Source organism: Fictibacillus nanhaiensis (assembly GCF_049537595.1).
Lineage (GTDB): Bacteria > Bacillota > Bacilli > Bacillales > Fictibacillaceae > Fictibacillus > Fictibacillus nanhaiensis_F.
On the sequence record NZ_JBMULM010000001.1, the window covers coordinates 1,331,147 to 1,349,013 of the forward strand.

At 35.6% G+C, this 17,867-nt stretch carries 21 protein-coding genes; 16 read left to right on the forward strand and 5 right to left on the reverse strand.

Translation table 11 applies throughout. The annotated features are described in order from the left end of the window. Nucleotides 1-71 precede the first annotated feature (71 nt). On the reverse strand, nt 72-878 hold the full coding sequence (locus tag ACOZ9X_RS06710; protein ID WP_423417487.1) for a YwqG family protein: 807 nt from the start codon (nt 876-878) through the stop codon (nt 72-74). 357 nt (nt 879-1,235) lie between these two features. Here ACOZ9X_RS06710 and ACOZ9X_RS06715 point away from each other — a divergent pair, with 357 nt between their 5' ends. Continuing rightward, on the forward strand, nt 1,236-1,991 hold the full coding sequence (locus tag ACOZ9X_RS06715) for an alpha/beta hydrolase (RefSeq protein WP_423417488.1): 756 nt from the start codon (nt 1,236-1,238) through the stop codon (nt 1,989-1,991). 353 nt (nt 1,992-2,344) lie between these two features. Beyond that, the gene (locus tag ACOZ9X_RS06720) at nt 2,345-4,783 is read left to right on the forward strand and encodes an ABC transporter permease subunit (protein ID WP_423417489.1); all 2,439 of its coding nucleotides are present in this window, start codon (nt 2,345-2,347) and stop codon (nt 4,781-4,783) included. Between the two features lie 72 nt (nt 4,784-4,855). On the opposite strand, the gene ACOZ9X_RS06725 is transcribed toward ACOZ9X_RS06720, so the two are convergent. Then, entirely contained in the window at nt 4,856-5,689 is an 834-nt protein-coding gene (locus ACOZ9X_RS06725) for a YitT family protein (protein ID WP_423417490.1), read from the reverse strand. A gap of 141 nt (nt 5,690-5,830) precedes the next feature. Here ACOZ9X_RS06725 and ACOZ9X_RS06730 point away from each other — a divergent pair, with 141 nt between their 5' ends. The 3 genes from ACOZ9X_RS06730 to ACOZ9X_RS06740 all read left to right on the forward strand — a co-directional run bounded on the left by ACOZ9X_RS06730 (nt 5,831) and on the right by ACOZ9X_RS06740 (nt 8,493). Beyond that, nucleotides 5,831-6,505 carry a GntR family transcriptional regulator gene (locus ACOZ9X_RS06730; RefSeq protein WP_423417491.1) on the forward strand — a complete coding sequence of 225 codons (675 nt, stop codon included), beginning with the start codon at nt 5,831-5,833 and terminating at the stop codon, nt 6,503-6,505. 25 nt (nt 6,506-6,530) lie between these two features. After that, entirely contained in the window at nt 6,531-7,154 is a 624-nt protein-coding gene (locus ACOZ9X_RS06735; RefSeq protein WP_423417492.1) for a chloramphenicol phosphotransferase CPT family protein, read from the forward strand. Between the two features lie 88 nt (nt 7,155-7,242). Continuing rightward, the gene (locus tag ACOZ9X_RS06740) at nt 7,243-8,493 is read left to right on the forward strand and encodes a DUF445 domain-containing protein (protein ID WP_423417493.1); all 1,251 of its coding nucleotides are present in this window, start codon (nt 7,243-7,245) and stop codon (nt 8,491-8,493) included. A 98-nt stretch (nt 8,494-8,591) separates the two neighbouring features. Here the strand turns inward: ACOZ9X_RS06740 and ACOZ9X_RS06745 are convergent, their stop codons facing one another. After that, entirely contained in the window at nt 8,592-9,014 is a 423-nt protein-coding gene (locus ACOZ9X_RS06745; protein ID WP_423417494.1) for an Lrp/AsnC family transcriptional regulator, read from the reverse strand. A 170-nt stretch (nt 9,015-9,184) separates the two neighbouring features. Between ACOZ9X_RS06745 and ACOZ9X_RS06750 the strand changes: the two genes are divergently transcribed. Then, nucleotides 9,185-9,373 (forward strand): DUF1272 domain-containing protein, encoded by a 189-nt coding sequence (locus tag ACOZ9X_RS06750; RefSeq protein ID WP_423418238.1) that lies wholly within the window; start codon nt 9,185-9,187, stop codon nt 9,371-9,373. A gap of 328 nt (nt 9,374-9,701) precedes the next feature. On the opposite strand, the gene ACOZ9X_RS06755 is transcribed toward ACOZ9X_RS06750, so the two are convergent. Continuing rightward, complete coding sequence (locus tag ACOZ9X_RS06755; RefSeq protein WP_423417495.1) at nt 9,702-10,328, reverse strand: class I SAM-dependent methyltransferase; 627 nt, start codon at nt 10,326-10,328, stop codon at nt 9,702-9,704. Nucleotides 10,329-10,501: 173 nt separating this feature from the next. Here ACOZ9X_RS06755 and ACOZ9X_RS06760 point away from each other — a divergent pair, with 173 nt between their 5' ends. The 10 genes from ACOZ9X_RS06760 (at nt 10,502) to ACOZ9X_RS06805 (ending at nt 16,962) form a co-directional block, all read left to right on the forward strand. Beyond that, on the forward strand, nt 10,502-10,801 hold the full coding sequence (locus tag ACOZ9X_RS06760) for a hypothetical protein (RefSeq protein WP_423417496.1): 300 nt from the start codon (nt 10,502-10,504) through the stop codon (nt 10,799-10,801). Between the two features lie 15 nt (nt 10,802-10,816). Next, nucleotides 10,817-11,269 carry a GNAT family N-acetyltransferase gene (locus tag ACOZ9X_RS06765; RefSeq protein ID WP_423417497.1) on the forward strand — a complete coding sequence of 151 codons (453 nt, stop codon included), beginning with the start codon at nt 10,817-10,819 and terminating at the stop codon, nt 11,267-11,269. 195 nt (nt 11,270-11,464) lie between these two features. Then, the gene (locus ACOZ9X_RS06770) at nt 11,465-11,992 is read left to right on the forward strand and encodes an AAA family ATPase (protein WP_423417498.1); all 528 of its coding nucleotides are present in this window, start codon (nt 11,465-11,467) and stop codon (nt 11,990-11,992) included. A 27-nt stretch (nt 11,993-12,019) separates the two neighbouring features. Further along, entirely contained in the window at nt 12,020-12,571 is a 552-nt protein-coding gene (locus tag ACOZ9X_RS06775) for a GNAT family N-acetyltransferase (RefSeq protein WP_423417499.1), read from the forward strand. 65 nt (nt 12,572-12,636) lie between these two features. After that, nucleotides 12,637-12,924 carry a hypothetical protein gene (locus tag ACOZ9X_RS06780; protein WP_423417500.1) on the forward strand — a complete coding sequence of 96 codons (288 nt, stop codon included), beginning with the start codon at nt 12,637-12,639 and terminating at the stop codon, nt 12,922-12,924. Nucleotides 12,925-13,066: 142 nt separating this feature from the next. Then, nucleotides 13,067-13,261, forward strand: a complete 195-nt coding sequence (locus ACOZ9X_RS06785; protein WP_423417501.1) for a hypothetical protein — start codon at nt 13,067-13,069, stop codon at nt 13,259-13,261. Nucleotides 13,262-13,276: 15 nt separating this feature from the next. Further along, the gene (locus ACOZ9X_RS06790; protein ID WP_423417502.1) at nt 13,277-13,747 is read left to right on the forward strand and encodes a GNAT family N-acetyltransferase; all 471 of its coding nucleotides are present in this window, start codon (nt 13,277-13,279) and stop codon (nt 13,745-13,747) included. A 57-nt stretch (nt 13,748-13,804) separates the two neighbouring features. After that, a complete protein-coding gene (locus ACOZ9X_RS06795; protein WP_423417503.1) occupies nt 13,805-14,059 on the forward strand; it encodes a hypothetical protein in 255 nt (84 codons plus the stop codon). 256 nt (nt 14,060-14,315) lie between these two features. Next, entirely contained in the window at nt 14,316-14,669 is a 354-nt protein-coding gene (locus ACOZ9X_RS06800; RefSeq protein ID WP_423417504.1) for a hypothetical protein, read from the forward strand. Between the two features lie 109 nt (nt 14,670-14,778). Beyond that, nucleotides 14,779-16,962 (forward strand): DNA topoisomerase 3, encoded by a 2,184-nt coding sequence (locus tag ACOZ9X_RS06805; RefSeq protein ID WP_423417505.1) that lies wholly within the window; start codon nt 14,779-14,781, stop codon nt 16,960-16,962. A 56-nt stretch (nt 16,963-17,018) separates the two neighbouring features. On the opposite strand, the gene ACOZ9X_RS06810 is transcribed toward ACOZ9X_RS06805, so the two are convergent. Next, nucleotides 17,019-17,672: a M23 family metallopeptidase gene (locus ACOZ9X_RS06810; protein ID WP_423417506.1), complete on the reverse strand. Its 654-nt coding sequence runs from the start codon at nt 17,670-17,672 to the stop codon at nt 17,019-17,021. Nucleotides 17,673-17,867 lie beyond the last annotated feature (195 nt).

Below are 17,867 nucleotides of genomic sequence, written 5' to 3' on the forward strand. Positions count from 1 at the left end.
TTACATTAAAATAACATAAGTTGAGCATCCATAATAGAAGGAGCAACCGCTTAGTTGCCCCTTCACGTCTATTAATGACAATCCCAGTTAAATAAAACGCGAGAAAAATCTTTGTTTCTTAAATCTTCTTTCTTAATAAAGAAGTTACCTACACCAGCATCTCCCCACATGATGTCGTTTTCACCTTCATCATCTGTATCGATCTGAAGCAAAGTAATGCGGTAATCATCCAATTGCGCACCATAATCACGTGGATCTGTTTGTGAAAAGTACGCGTATCCGCCTATTTTGTGTCCCATGTTCTCAACATGTTCACAGAAAAGGTCATAAAGTGTTTCTTCTCCCCACATATTTTCCTCACCAGTAGTCTGGTCCATATCAATAGATTCATAACTTTCTTCAAACTGAAAGTCACTGACACCTAGTGCTTCCTTTGATAAAGAAAAAGATAAACGATATTCTCCATTAAAAGGAAGGTGTTCTTCTTCTGTATCTGTGGGAACATAAGACTCAGAAGTGTGAGACAACGCTATATTCTCATGATAAACCACACGGAAGTTACTTTGATTAGTAGGGTTATCAAAATCCATTCCCATCACGTCATCATCTTTAGAAAGAAAGAACTGCAGAATCCCTGTCTTTGGGAAGTATTCGAGGTGAGGAATTTCTTCAAAATTAAGTTGGCAAAAAAGAGCCATTGGTTTTTCAGAAGAATCTAACGGATAAGAAAATCCTTCAGGCAAGTAAGGCGATCCTCCGATTTTGCTGTCTTTTACCTCAGTAGACTGGCGCGTTGCTTGTATAGAAACAAAGGGAACAACAGTGTTCTCAATGTCTTTGCGATAGGGTTCTAATGCTTTTGGAAGTGATAATGTCATAGTATACGAATCTCCTTTTCTTTTAAGTTTAAGTTTCCTGAATTCGTATTACAATATCAAATTAAACTGAAGTAACTTAATCTAGAGCTTTCATATGTATATTTGAGGTGTGAAAATGGGGAAGACCCGAAAATGTTTCTATTATGTTATATCTATTTATTTAACCCTCATTGCGTTAGACTTTTTCACATTTAGTTATACCTTCTCTTTATGTGATGGTCATCTTGATACTAGAGTAAACAAAGCCTAAAAATAAGGAAAATAAGAGGTAAAACATCAAGTAAGATATTTTATTGCAGGTAATGTTACGAATCTCTTGAATGTATGAAGTAAGTTATTCATATTGGAGGGATTTTAATGACAGAGAAGCATTCTGTAATGACTGAAGCTCAACCTTTTTACTTTGAAGGAAACAAAGTGGGTATATTAATTTCTCATGGCTTTACTGGTTCTACCCAGAGTATGCGTCCTTTAGGAGAGGCATACGCTAAGGCAGGATATACAGTCTGTGGTCCGAGGCTAAAAGGGCATGGTACCCACTATGAGGATATGGAAAAGACTACATATCATGATTGGATTGCTTCCATTGAAGAGGGTTACCAATGGCTCAATGAACGATGTGATACCATTTTTGTTACAGGGCTTTCGATGGGTGGAACACTTACTTTGTATTTAGCAGAAACATACCCAGACATTAAGGCTATCATTCCCATCAATGCAGCGATCGACATTCCGAACATGGAAGATCTGCAACATTCCAACGAACGATTTCTAGACGCGATAGGTTCGGATTTAAAGAATGCAGATGTAACCGAACTCGCATACGACAAAACCCCCGTTCAATCTCTAAAAGAAATTGTGTTGTTGATGAAAAAAGTAAAAGAAAATCTGCATACCGTCACTTGTCCTGTACTCATCTTTGTATCAACAGAAGATCATGTCGTTCCACCCGAAAACTCTCAAACCATTTTTGATTCTATATCATCTCGAGACAAACATATCATTCAGTTAAAGAACAGCTATCATGTGGCTACACTCGACAACGACCAACAGCTTATCATTAATGAAACACTCAAATTCATAGATAAAATACGGAATAAAGTAAACGCATAATCAATGGAAGAAAACCCGAACGGTAAGCAGAGATTCGGGTTTTTTTCGTACTTAAACCGAGGATCTTAATTCATATAATGGCGAGCAGAATGAGAAGATGAGAAACGTACTGTGTATTATCTTCGAGTTCTTACATAATTTTTGCATATTCCCACATATACACTTCTTTTCACAAGTCTAGAACAATATTGAAAAAGAAACAGAAGTTTTAGTCTGCTCATGGCCACTAGATAATGATATAATTAAAATGGTTATATTTTGAAAATAAGGTTGTATATGGTGTTCGTTTGCCGTTTGTTTATTACGAATGTATTTGTAATAATGTACATAAAACAAATAAGAAAGGTGAGATAATGTTACGTTCTTTTTTTGTTAAAGGTTTCTTATCCTTGTTGGGCATAATTTTTATCAGTGCTATTCCATTTGCATTTGTTGGAACTTCATTTCAATTTACTAAATATGTAGAAGGCCTAAATACTATTTTCAAAAACTTATTACAACCATTAGAAATGACTTATATAGTAGAAGCTACGGAACGTTTGATTTTTCCATATCTTTGGGACCCATATTTATACTCAATGACACTATTATTTTCAGCGTTTTTTATAGCATTAGTTGTTTCTGTAATACTTAGTTTTATCGTTTCATTGCTTCCTCAAACGTTATACAAAACCGTTAAATCTATCTTATTTGTTTTTGAATCTATTCCAGATGTGATGGTAGGAGTAGCCATTCAGTTTTTTGTTATCTGGTACTTTAAACAAATGAATACACTCCTATTTCCTGTCGCATCATCATCTCTTGAACAGCCATACTTCATACCGATTTTATGTTTAACCATCTTACCTCTAGTGATTATGTTTAGGACCATTTTGTATCACATTGAGCAAGAATGGGAAGAGAACTACATATTAACCGTAAAAGGAAAAGGGTTAACAAGAGTACATATCCTCATCCATCACATTCTTCCACGAGCGTTTAAGAGTTTGTTTTTTCAATCAAAAGTAATTATTTGGTTCATGGTATCTAATCTATTAGTCGTGGAATTGTTGTTTAATATTTTTGGAATTACAAACTTTATCTTTACGTATGGTACGCCTGTTCTTTTTTCTTTATTTTGCATTCTGATTTTTTTACCATTATTCACCTTTATCAGTGTTGGGGAATGGATATCAGGAAAAATTGATGTAGAGAAACAAGAGAATACACCAAACACAATTTCTAAGTCATTAATCATGAAAAAAGGAATTTTACTTTACAAAAAAGCAGTTTCGTTTATAAAAAAGACTTTAAAACCAATGAAAGACCCCCTATTTGCAGTTGGATTTTGTTTTTTAGCAACAATGCTCTTCTTAAGTTTTTATCATCATTTTCAATTCGATGGTGTTGTGCCACAAACAGAAGTAATTTATGGGGATGATGGTAGTACACTAATTGATAAAGCATCCTTTGATCCTTCACAACGTTTTTGGTTCGGAACTGATCAGTTTGGCTTTGACACGTTCTATCGAATTATTGCAGGAGCAAAATATACACTTGGTCTTGCTTTGTTAATTAGTTTGTTGAGATTAATGATTTCGTATATTGGTGGATTTATACTTTATTTGTCTCCGAACCGCATTAGAAATGGATTTATTGGGTTATCGGAAGCTCTTCAATATGTTCCCGTCGCGCTTCTTTGTTTTTTTATTCTCTATCCTATTTCCGTATCGAGCTCGTTGTCGTTTTGGGATAAAGGACTCTTCCAAATCATCATCATGACTATTTTGGCAGTTCCGGTTACCTCTGTTATGTTCTCTGCGGAAATTGGAGAGATCAACAAGCAAGAATTCATCACAGGTGCCAAAGTATTAGGGGGAAATCGATTTCATGTATTCTTTAAACACATACGACCACACCTTACCCCTAAATTAACCTACATTTTTATATCGCAATTAATGTTTGTATTAATACTCTTTTCTCATCTTGGCATGTTGAAGATGTTCTTCGGAGGAACTGTCTTAAGAGAATATACGCTTGGTGTTCAAGATTTTATTCCCACTTCAATCTCTAACGAATGGTCAGGCATGATTGGCGCATATTACAACCAAATTCTAATCCGTCCATATTTAATACTAATACCAGTGTTATTCTTCTGCTTGTGTTTGATTGCTGCTCAGTTTATGTTAAAAGGATTGAAAACATCTACTAGTCACATTTATTTGAGTAACAAATTTGAAAAGGTGAAAATAGGATCTTCTATAGCTGTTGTTATTCTTTTTTTCATACTAAACGCAATTGTTATCAATAAATTTCATGAAGAGTTAGCGCCGATTAGTGTTCCAGTGACAAATGAAGTTGTAAAAAAGGAAGAAGGGGATAAAGAAAAACCGGCAGAGAAAGAAGAGAAAAACCTTGTAACTTTGGACTCCGAATTGGTATCTTCTTTTGAAAAAGGAAAAATAGAGCCATTTCCATTCGTAGTAGGAAAGCCTTCAGATGAAAGTAAGACTGGAGAACCAGTGTCATCCAAAACCTTTGAAGATGGATTAACCATTCAATCATATCTATATGAAGGATATGAAGTGAAAGTTGGCATCTCCCAAGAGAAAATAGTGAACACTATAAACATCGAGTTAAATACAAATCGGGATAACATCATGAAGATTATGGATCAGCAGCCTGCGGAAAAAAGCACAGACCGTCAGTTTTTAACCTTTTATACTGGAGAATTTCAAGTTTCATTCTCACGACAAGGAGATGATATCTGGGGAGCTTCATTACTGCAAAAGCAGGCTGAAGGTGTAGAGTAAGAATAGAGGGTTTATTAATAAAAAAAGCTTGTAGATACTAATCAGTGTCTACAAGCTTTTTTATAGTTAATCTTATGTCTTTGGAAATGTAAATCCTTCTCCAAACACATCTCTTACATCATGGACCACAACAAACGCTTTATCATCTACGCGTTGGATCATTTTCTTTAACAAAAATAGCTCTTGTTTGTTGATTACAACGTAAAGGATGTCTTTTGCTTCGTTTGAATAATGACCTCTTGCATTAATAATGGTAACGCCTCGATCCATCTCATCGCTTACTTTTTTAGCGATTTCGTCTGTGCTATTAGAAATAATCGTGACCGCTTTTCTTGTGTCAAAGCCATCAATCAAGTAATCCAAAATTTTCGTACTAATGTAAATGGATATTCCTGTGTACATCGTATTTTCGATCCCAATAACAAATGCGGAACCAATAACGACCAGAATATCAAAAACAAACATTGTCGTACTAACACCCCAGCCAAAATGCTGATTCAACATTCGAGCAATAATGGTAGAGCCGCCAGTTGTACCACCTGATCGTAAAACGAGCCCTAAACCGATACCGATAAAAACACCTGCAAATACGGTTCCGAGCATGATATCTACAGGATTCCCCATACCTTCTGTTAAATGAATGAAAAGGGAGGTAAAGAAGATAGCAATCATCGTATACCACGTTACTCGTTTGTTTAACACTTTATACCCGATAGCTAAAAGGAAACCGTTCATGATAAAGTTTGTAAGTCCCGGTGACCATCCTAATACATAATACAGGGTCATCGAAATACCGGTAACGCCGCCTTCACCTAGTTCGTTTGGGATGGCAAACCAATTTACCCCTAAAGCAAAGAATAGGGATCCTATAATGATTAATGTAATTTCTTTTCCTGTGTGGTTCATATTATCACTCCGTTCAACCTGAATACCTAGGCTAATATATCATAGAGAACTCCTTCGAACAAGATTGTTCTACAATTTTGTTCGTTTAATAATCATCTGTGTTAGAATAAGGGAAAAGGACGGTTAGGCAGGTATTTAAAAATGCGTAAAGAAACAGTTGAACAAAGAGTTTATCATCTAATTAAAAACGCCATCTTAAACAGACAGATTGCGCCTGGGAACCAGTTATTTGAAAATGCGATCGCAGAGAAGGTCAATGCGAGCAGGACGCCAATTCGAAGTGCAATTATGAAGCTGGAATCAGAAGGATTAGTTAATGTTATTCCTAATAAAGGGGCATTCATCGTTCAGCCGACGATCGAAGAGATGGTTCAAGCCTTTGAAATGAGAAAATCGCTAGAGGAAATGGCGATTCAAAAAGGGTTCACACATCTTGCTGAGGATGACATCAAACAACTTAAACAACTTCTTAATGAAATGAAGATGGCTTATAAGGAACGTAAGATCGTCCCTTACCAAGAGAAAAATAATGAGTTTCATCTTGTTTTAGCAAATGCCAGTGCTAACAGATATTTAATTGAATTTATGAAAAAGATTTTGAGTCAGATAACCATCTACATGGTTCTTTATGATGTTTTTAATGGCAAATCGAGTAACGAAGAACTCGACATTCTTGAGCACGAGCAGATGATTCTTTACATTGAAAACGGAGAAAAGGAAAAATTAAAAACCTTAATTCTTCAACACCTTGATAAAAGTTTAATGAAACTTCAACAGGATAAATTAAATTATCAATCTCTAACAACTTTGTTTTAAAGTGAGCTAAAAAAGGAGATTTTGTATGGATCAAACAGAATTGCAGGGGAAAGTAATCATCTTAAATGGTACACCCCGATCAGGTAAATCCAGCATCGCCTCTGTCATTCAAAACAGTTTTGAAGGAGTATGGATGAATATCGGGGTGGATCGTATCATGGATATGACACCAGAGAAGTTTCAACCAAGCATAGGTTTAAGGCCAGGTGGCGAGCGGCCAGATTTAGAGCCCCTCATTCAGAAACTGTACCTTGCCATGTACAAATCTATTGTAGCATTCAGTCTTGAAGGCTTGAATGTGGTTGTGGATATAGGGCATCATGATGGGTACTCTGTAAAGCGTAAATTTCTACAACAAGTGGCTCAAATTCTTAATGGTACGCCAGCATGGCTAATCGGTGTTCGCTGTCCGATTGACACGGTGATGAAGCGTGGGATTGAGAGTTGGAAAAAGGGTTATACACCTGATGGCAAGGTTCCAACACCTGTAGCACTTTGGCAGCAGCTTGTTCATGAACCTGGTCTGTATGATTTAGAAGTTGATACCTCAATACTCACATCAGAAGAATGTGCAGCTCAAGTGTACGAAAGAGTTTACCAAGGTCCTCCACCTAGAGCACTTCAAAACATACAGAATCTCAAACTTTAGAATAGTTTATCGTTTTTATATTTGAATACACATGATTTATAATAGTAATCATAATAACTTGTAAAATCTGAGGGATGTACAATTGAAAATGAAAGATAACAAATCTAAATATTATGCGAAAATATCACTAGGAATCATGGGTGGAGGTTTTCTTGCTACCTTTCCCTTTCAGGATTCTATTGCTGGCCAAGTTCTTCAAGGAGGATTTGAAGCAGGTTTAGTAGGAGGCTTGGCAGATTGGTTTGCCGTTACGGCACTCTTCCGTCATCCTCTTGGTCTTCCAATACCGCACACCGCGCTACTTCCTAAAAATCGTGATCGGATGCTTAAAGCGATCATTAATATGCTTGAAAACGATTGGTTAACGAAAGAGAGTATCCAAAATAAAATAAAAGATATGAATATATCAGAAAAGGCAGTACACGAATTAGAGCAAAGGTTGGAATCACCTTCCTTTCATAAAGGGGTACAGTCTTTGGTTATTCATCTCATAAACGAAATTGAATCTGAAAAGCTTTCACCCGTTTTAGAAAAAGAGTTAAAAAACTATTTACAGGGTGTAAATATTGAGCCTGTTCTAGATAAAATGGTGAACGAAGTACTTAAAAGGGAACTGGATGCAAAAGCATTGGACTATGTTTTAGTTGAAACTGAAAAATGGTTAAGAAAAGAAGATACAAAGAACAAAATTGGAATCTTTGCTAAACAATTATTAGACAATACGAAGGCAGACGGCTTCATGAAGATGGCTATTCAATCTTTTAGTCAAATGATCAATGCAGAGAAGTTAGGAAACATGTTACAGCCCTTCTTTCTTAAAAGAATTGTGCTTCTTCAAGAGCCAAATAATTCATATCGAACAGCGATGCTTGATAAAATTCACAGTGAGCTAAAAAATGTGAATGAGAGAAGAGAACTAATAGCAGAACTTGGCGAGTGGAAGAATAGTATGGTAGAACAGTGGAGTCCGACTGACCAGCTAAGTTCACTGATCGAAAAAACGAAGAAAAAATTTATTCGACTAGCTCAAGATGAAGAATGGATAAAGCGTCATATAATCACAATGATCAGGAACCAAATTCAAGCGCTTAAAGAAGATTCAAGCAGAATGATGAAAATAGAAGGCTGGATTCAAAACCAACTATCACTCATGGTTGAGAAGTATCATGCTAAGATCGGACAACTGGTCAAAGAAAACCTTGAAAAATTGGATAATGAGACATTGATAAACATTATTGAGAATAATGTAGGGAAAGATCTGCAATGGATTAGGGTAAACGGGGCGATCTGCGGATTTTTGATAGGAATTCTTTTAACTACCTTTAAGATGGTAGTGTAATTACAGTATATTTTCACCACTTTAAGAAAAAGAAAAGGCCGATCAAAGGTTTGTTTTGTAACCTTTAGATTCGGTCTTTTCTTATGCTTATATTCAATTTAGATTAAAGATTTATCCAATACGGGTGATGAAAGTCTCATTAATGTAGACGGTTGTCCGAATTTCATTGAATCATCAATGAAACATTCTAACGATTGTACGGAATGGGTGACTATTTTAATGAGATAGTTATATTGTCCAGCTAAGCGGTGGCATTCAATCACATCAGGATGGTCTTTGCAGAATTCAACAAAAGGCTTACATTTTGTATTGTCGTAAAGAATAAACGCCATAATCGGTTTATTCATTTTTTCAGGATTAATAATCGCCTTATAACCTTCAATAATTTGTTTATCCTCAAGCTTCTTTACACGTTCATGAACGGCAGGATTTGAAAGACCAATTTTCTTTCCTAATGCCGTTATTGATATGCGAGCATCTTGCTGCAAGTGTAAAAGGATCTCTTTATCAATTTCGTCCATCTTTTTCCCCTTGACTTTAAATATTCAGGTATAATTCATCTTTTTCCGAGAGTTTTAATGAAAATCATTGGAAACAGCGTAATTATTCCATGTAAAAGCATTTCTGGAAAAAATATAATATATGTAGCGAGTAAATACAACAAAAAGGGGTTAAAAACGATATGTTAGAGATGAGAAAGAAATGTGAAAAATGTTCAGTTGAGCTTCATGATCAGTCGGATGCATACATATGTGTTCATGAATGTACGTACTGCGAAACATGCACGTCGGAAATGAATCATGTTTGCATGAATTGTAACGGTGAATTAGTTAGACGTCCAAAAGCAGGAGCGCAAATTGTAAGTTGTCCATTAACTTAATGCAATGATGGGAGTTTGAGTATCCCCTTGAGCAAATTATAAAAAAAATGACTAGAATGGGTTTAATAGTTTACGAGTTTGGTAATAATACTAATAACAATAAACTCATTTTAGGAGGAACTAAAATGCTAACGACAACTGTAAACTTGACTGAATATGCTGGGAACAAGGACTTTGACTTAAATGGTTACATATCTCAATTAATTTCTACACCTTCACAAAAGAAATAACGAATGGCAGCCTATAAGGCTGTTTTTTTGTTTTACACAAAAAAAATTCCATAAAACTTGTTAGAAAATACTCTGGTATTAACTTTTGCACGAGTATGTCATTTCTTTGTCCCTTTAATAGACACTGTATGAAAACCCCTAGAATCAGGACCTCTTACTAACGAAACATCCTGAAATCCAGTATCCATCATGAATGGCATTACTTGATTTTCTGAGAGATTCTTTACACCTTCCCACGTTTCATTTTCCTTACCATTTGAAAAAGTAATAATGACCATTCCACCTGGCATAAGAACTCTATAAATTTCGGAAACAATTGTATTAATATCATTCCAAAAATAGATGGTTTGAATACTGTACACCTTGTTGAACATCTTGTCAGGAAACGGAAGGTCTTTAAAATCCGCTTGAATCAGTTTAGTTCTCCCATTGTTCATTGTCTTTTTGTTTCGACCGGTTGCCGACCTTATGGCGGTTGCAGAAAGATCGATACCGACAATTTTCTGTACAAGATATCTATCAGTTATCATTTGTATCGCATAGCCTGCACCACAACCAAGCTCTAAGACATGATCTTGATCTTGCAGTTCTAATAAACCTATAGTCCACTCTGTTTCAGGTTTGTGTTGTCTGACCATCTTTTCTACAATATAAGTACCAACCAACCCTTTTGGCGTTTGATAGTTCTGATCTATAAACTCTTTTATTGAAGTAAGGAATTTCATTGTTTTCTCCTTTAGTATAAAAGCTTGTAAAGTTACTTATTCGCTTCATTCGATATATAACCCTTTAAACGTAGTTTGTGAAATAGTTAAGGCTAATAAAGCACATTAAACTTAATTGATTGGGTAACGGAGAAACTCTAATGACTATTTAGAAAATGAGCAGAGGTTATAGTATGAAAGAAATCGTGCAACTTTTTTTGGAAACAGAAATTTCCGATCAAGATTATTATGATGGAATTATGTCATTTATACTTTCTAGTAATATTAGACGTGGTGAGTATGAATGCAATCAGTTTATCATTAAGAAAATGGATTTACGTAACTTTCTCATATTTGAAGAATTTGAGATAAACAAAAAACGCGAAATTCATAATGCATTTTCCATATCAAAACATACCTTCACGAAAACGATAAATGAATATGCTAAGAAGCAAGGAATTACGGTGAAAATATATAAGGAAATTTCTGATTGAAAGGGAAAGAGATAATTGGAGAATAAACAAGTTAAAATCATACCTTATATACCTGAATTCGCAGAAAAAACCGTTAAAATGTGGCGCGACAGTAAATTCAAAGCCATCGGCGTAAATGAGATTCATAGTTTTGAAAGTCATATCTATTTTCTGAATAACATCTTAATAAAAGAATTCATCGTTGAGTTAGCGCTCGTTAATGAAAAGGTTGCTGGGATGATTGCTTATCATCAATCAGAAATAAGCCAGCTGTATGTACATAATGATTATCAACAATTAGGGATTGGTAAAACATTGCTTCAACGAGCAAAGGAACACTCTACCGGAAGGCTAACTTTACACACATTTGAAGTGAACAAGAAAGCACAACATTTCTATGAAAAAAATGGGTTTAAGGTTATTGGAAGAGGAAATGAGAATGAAGAAAATTTGCCTGATCTTCTATACGAGTGGAAAGCAATAGAATGAATGGTTAAGGAAGATGCACATACAGCCAACCGACTTACACAACATATAAATAATACAGAATTACTACTCACGAAGTGCACTTTTAAAAATTAGAAGCGCACTTTTCTTTATGAGCAAATGGAGGAAGAAGGGATTCGAGATGTAGAGTTAGAATTAAAGCATATACTCATGTCTAACATATGAGGGGATCAGGATATGTTTGATAAATTTAGTTTTGATACCATTTACGATGAACAAAATTCGCTAACACCATTAGTCGTGATGATGTGTGGCGTAGCCGGTTCCGGGAAAACTACTTTTTCACAACAGTTAGAGAAGAAGGGTTTTGTTCGTCTTTCAATTGATGAAGAAATATGGGCTACCCATGGTCGTTGGGGCATTGACTTTCCTATGGATAAATTCGAGGAATACAGAAGAGAAGCAGAAAATAAATTACGTCAGCTGCTCATTCAGTTAATACACGATAAAAAACAAGTAGTCATCGATTTTAGCTTTTGGGATCAATCAAGAAGGATCGAATATAAAAAGCTAATTGAAGAAGCTGGAGGTAAATGGATGTTGATCTATTTAAAGGTTCAGCCGGATGAGTTGCGAAAGCGGCTAAAGTTGCGAAACAAACGCTTTGATGCTAATTCTTTTCCGATTTCAGAAGAACGATTGGCTTCTTATCTTAATGGTTTTGAAGTTCCAAAAGATGAAGGAGAAATCGTAGTTGAAAATTAAACCAAACATTGGGAAGGGAAAACTCATATGTTATCAACTGATTGTTATACCTATAACACTAAAGATAGAAGAAAAGTAACAGTAAGGAAGGCTTCCATACATGATGCTGAAATGATAGAAATGGCTGCTCCAAAAGCATTGGTAGATGCTCCTTATATGTTAAGTACCGTCGAAGACATTGAAAAGTTAAGTCTTGAAGATATAAAAAGCGAGTTGAACTATTACTCCACAAACCCGAATCATCTCAAACTCGTGGCTGAATATGAAAATGAGATTGCTGGTGTGATTGATTTTAAAAACGGAAACAAAGAAAAAGTCGCACATCAAGGTTCATTTGCGATGACCGTGTTACCCCAATATCGAAATCTAGGTGTTGGAAGAGCACTGGTAGAAACACTGATTTCTTGGGCAAGAAACAATGAAACGATTGAAAAGGTTTGTCTAGAGGTCATGGAAGACAACCACAGTGCCATACACTTATATAAATCACTGAACTTTGTAATAGAAGGAAGAAAAGCAAGAGCTGTCAAAATGGATGGCCGATATCAAGATTTAATCCTTATGGCTTTATTTGTTTAATCACTTAAGAGCTCCATACATCCACGGAGAATATCTTCATAGATATGAAAAGGTAGGTGATGAAGTTGGCATTTGTAATAGCTACAGGAATTTTAGTCGTTTTAGCATTATCGGCAATAAGTCTTACTAAAGGTAAAACAACAAAAAGAAAACTCATCGTATGGGGTTCTTTCATTATGGTGGGTTTTAATCCGTTCTTAACTTTCCTCATTTCTATTCCAGTTGGTGCAGCAGTTGGTGATGGGTTTGCCGCTGTGGGTATGATGATGTTATTATTACCTGCTTTCTTTGTCATTGGATTGATAACGCTGTTGGCAGGGATTTTTGCGACTAGTAAGGTTGAAAACATGTAAGAAAGAAAACAAAAAAAACTCAATATAAAAGCTTGTGAAAGAAAGATGAATAGTGAGGTTGCAAACTCCTATCACATTTACCTTAATCATGCTTAGGGTATAATTTATTCCAGAGCATTGGTCTATCTGGCAAGGTTCTTTATTGGCTGGAGGAATAGTTGGAATCACTTTGTGGGGCTTTATTAAACTTGGATTATCTGTGAAGCAAATATCCACTTGGTTAGGTGTTTCATTAATGGTTGCAGCTTTTTTAAATTCTGAATATCTTGCGAATGTTTATGAAAAGGATACAAGCACACTTGATAAACAGAGCGAATTAATAACTAAATACGTATAATGTGAAGAGGTTCATATGGAAGAATTCGAAATCAGAAACATAGATAATCTATTAAACCATGATATAACCCGCTTACTCATTCAGAGCAAAGAAGAAGGATTTCGCTTTGTAGAAAGGTTAGTAAATGATTATAAAAATGGTTCAAATACTTTCACTAATGAAGGGGAAGCATTATTCGGCGCATTTACTCAAAACAGTGAACTCATTGGTATTTGCGGGCTTAACAAAGACCCTTACTCAAATCAAGGGAAGATAGGGAGGTTGAGAAGGTTTTATATTAGCAAAACATATAGGGAAAAAGGTGTTGGGCGCTTATTGTTAAACAGGGTTATTTGTGAAGCGAAATTGCATTATCGTATTATAGTGCTTCATACTGATACCGAACTAGCTGACAATTTTTATACGTCTAATGGTTTTTCAAAGAGCAATGTTCATACTAATTCAACTCATTATTTAGATTTGAAACAGAAATTATTTAGCAGTTAACAGAAAGGTAATCATCTGTTAATTTTGTTTATTGCAGATATTAATTGGAGGAATAGTATGGAGTTCTCACTACCAGAGAGTTTTAAGAAATACTATTGGTATCTATTCCCGATTGTCATGATCTTGATGGTTATAAATGAAGTTTTATTCAGAAAAGAACTTCAATACTTTGGATTATCTGAAATTGAAGACTTCGGACGTCTAATTTTTCTATTTTTAGTAAAAGCTTTCGAAAGTGCTCTGATTACCATTTTGTTAATAGGGTCATATATTAAATTGAAATCAATGTATGAAAATAATAAGAAAAATTGAGGTTAAAATGAGCGAAATTAAAGAACCCTGGAAACCACTTTCGGTTGATAAGATCCAAGAAATATTCAGCCCGATTCCTATACAATGGTGGATTGCTGGTGGATGGGCATTGGATTTATATTAGAATAGAATAACCCGAGAACATGATGATATCGATGTTGTCATTTTAAGAAATCAACACCTACTTCTACAGAAATATTTAGCAAGTGAATGGGATGGGTATAAAGCATTCAAAGGAAATTTAGTACCCTCGCCAATGAACGAAAATCTAGATTCTCTTTTTGATAATTTATGGTTTAAGAAAAAGGGAGAGTCTAGTTGGGCTTTTCAAGTGATGATCATAGATTCAGAGAATGATTATTGGATTTACAAACGAAATGATACAATAAGAAGAAAGCTAACGGATTTTGGATTGACAACTTCTGAAGGAGTTCCATACATAAGACCAGAAATTCAGCTTTTATATAAAGGTGGAAGTTCGTTGATTCGGGAAAAAGATATTCTGGATTTAGAGAATGTCTTACCTACATTAGATGATGAAAGTAGAGAATGGTTAATAGATTCATTGACCATTCAGTACCCAAACGGACACAATGGATCGTACAAATAAATGCTTTCATATATAGCTCGCATATTAGGAAAAGAAAGTAAGGGTGGTGTATCGCTTCCCTTATTTTCTTTTTCTAATAATAAAATTTATTAGTAAAAGGTGAAATCCTATGAGTAAAATCGTCATTTTAGCAGAAAAACCATCACAAGCTAAGGCTTATTCAGATGCCTTTACAATAAAAAAGAAAGATAAAACTTTTATTGAATTAAATCCATGCAGCATCTTTCCAAGTGGCGCGACCATTACATGGGGTATTGGGCATTTGGTTGAACTGAAACAACCTAAAGAATATAAATCTGAGTGGGGAACGTGGCGCTTGTCTTCTCTACCGATCTTACCTGAACGATATGAATTTAAGGTCGCAACGGGAAAGTATGAACAGTTTAATGCGGTAAAACGTTTATTTAAAGAAGCGGACATCATTATTAACGGATGTGATGTGGATCGTGAGGGTTCGAACATTTTTTATTCCATTTACCACATGACAGGTGTGAGAGGCAAAACCATCAAACGACTGTGGATTAACTCTCTAGAAGTGGATGAGGTTCGTAAAGGGTTTTCTAATCTTCATGATAACGAGAAAGATCTGCTGCTTTATTCTGAAGCCAAAACGCGCCAGATCTCTGATTGGCTCGTTGGCATGAACGGAAGTCGCCTTTATACGTTACTTTTACAGCAGAAGGGATTTACGGACAGCTTGAGCATTGGCAGGGTGCAGTCGCCAACAACATACTTGATCTATCAGAGACACCTTGAGATCGAGAATTTTGTGGCAAAACCTTTTTATGAGATTGAAGGGAACTTTACAGCCGCAAACGGAAAGTATAAAGGCAAAGCGAAAATTAAAAGTGAAAAACAAGAAGAGGTTCAACAGCTGCTAGACAAGCATAAGATTACCGGCAAAGATACCGGAATCATAAAAGCTGTTTCCAAAAAGGAAATGCGAATCAAATCTCCGAAGTTGCATGCGCTCTCGACGTTGCAGGCAACAGCGAACAGAAGATGGAAATACAGTCCGAAGAAGGTTTTGGATACGGTTCAAAAATTGTACGATAAGAAAATCCTATCGTATCCAAGAACAGATACCCAATACATTACCGAAAATGAGTTTGCCTATCTATCAGCGAACCTTGAGTCTTATCAAGATCTTATAGAGAATCGGTTTGCTGCAGTTTCTAAACGACCTAGTAAAAGATATGTAGACGGATCAAAGGTTCAAGAACACTATGCGATCATTCCAACAAAAAAGGTTCCGACTCGTGCGAAGATTCAAGGGTTATCGATAGAAGAAAAGAACATTTACTTTGAAGTTTTAAATACGACGCTTGCGATGTTTCATGACGATTACGTGTACGAAGAGACAAAAGTAACAACGAGCGTGAACGGTTTGGACTTTGAATCAGTAGGAAAAACAGAGATCAACAAAGGATGGAAAGAACTATTTACCTATGGTTCAAGAGACAAAGAAAACCCAAATGCTAAGAAAGATGAAAACGCAGTACAAGCTCTTCCTAAACTTGAAAAAGGGGAAGAAGTGAAGAGTATGGTCAAAATGAAGGAAGGTATGACTACCCCTCCGAAACCTTATACAGAAGGTCAACTCATCTCGATGATGAAAACGTGTGGTAAGTCGGTCGAGAATGAAGAAGAAATGGAAATTTTGAAAGAAGTAGAAGGCTTAGGTACTGAGGCAACACGAAGTGGAATCATTGAAACCATTAAAAAGCATCAATACATTGAAGTGAAAAAGAACATTGTTCATATTACGGAAAAAGGAAAGATCCTATGTCAGTCCATAGAAGGAAACCTCTTGTCCAGTCCATCTATGACTGCTAAGTGGGAAACCTATTTGAAGAAGATTGGAAACGGAAATGGGACACCTCAAGCTTTTTTAGGAAGTATCGCAAAGTTTCTCAATAAATTGATTGAAGAAGTACCTGGACAATTGAATGCTGCACCTATCCAGCAGAGTATTGATGGAGTTAAGAGTGTGAGTCAGAAACCGATTGCTACTTGTCCACGGTGTAAAAAAGGAATGATCAGTGTAAGTCGTTCCTATTATAGATGCTCGGAACATGCTAATGGTTGCAAACAAACTTTTCCAGGGAAATTACTTGGTAAGACGATTACCGAAAAACAGGTTAAGGATTTGTGTACAAAAGGGAAAACAAGTCTCATAAAAGGCTTTAAGCCAAAAGCGAAAGAGAAGAAAAAGTTCAGTGCCATGCTCGTTTTAAAGGATGATTTAACGATTGGGTTTGAGTTTGCTAACACACAATTTGTGAAGAAATGAAAAAGTATATGAGAAAAGAAAGAGACAAACTCAAATGAGCTTGTCTCTTTTTGTTATCAGTTTTTAAAAGGAAGATCATCTTCAGTCGATGATTGGTATCCGTCACCTATAATATAGATGCTTTGGTTATCTGGAGCAGAAACTTTGGTGTATAGAACATTTCTAGGGGATAACACCGTGCTGGCTGTTCCTGCTTTTATAATATTAGAACTCGATCCTAATGTTGGAGAATATTGATAATAAGTCGTGTCTGTATCGATTTCAAAGTGAAGGTGCGGCCCAGTTGAATACAAACCTGTATTTCCATAGTTCCCTAATCGTGTATCTTTTGTAACACTTTGTCCTTTAGACACAGCGATTGAAGCTAAGTGATTATAACGAAACACAAGATCTTTTGTTGCTCCTGTTGAATGGATGTATGATGCGGGATATTTAACGATTACGGTGTTACCTAAAACATTATCATAGCCTGTAGCTAAAACTTTTCCAGTTCCACTCGCCCAAACCGCTCTGCTGCTGGTAGCTGATGTTAAATCCCATCCATAATGTTTGAAGCCAAATTTCTGCTGATAGTTAGCATTCAAAAAACCAGCGGTAATATATGCGTTGTTGATCGGTTGAATCAACTTTTGAGCTGCCGAGGCAAATGATGGAGCAACGAGCACAAGTGAAAAAACAAACAGTGTGACTAGACTTAAAAACTTTTTCATGATAACTCTCCTCCTCTTTAATGTATTCCAATATAATACAGAAAAGGAAATGTGTATATGAAATAAAGAGAGGTTGTTGAAAAATAATCATGTTTTACTATAGAAGTAGTTTCGAGTAATTCGTCTTTAGTAGTTTTAGTATGAATCTATGTAACTACTTAAGTTAAATATATTAAAATAATTAGGCAACTATGA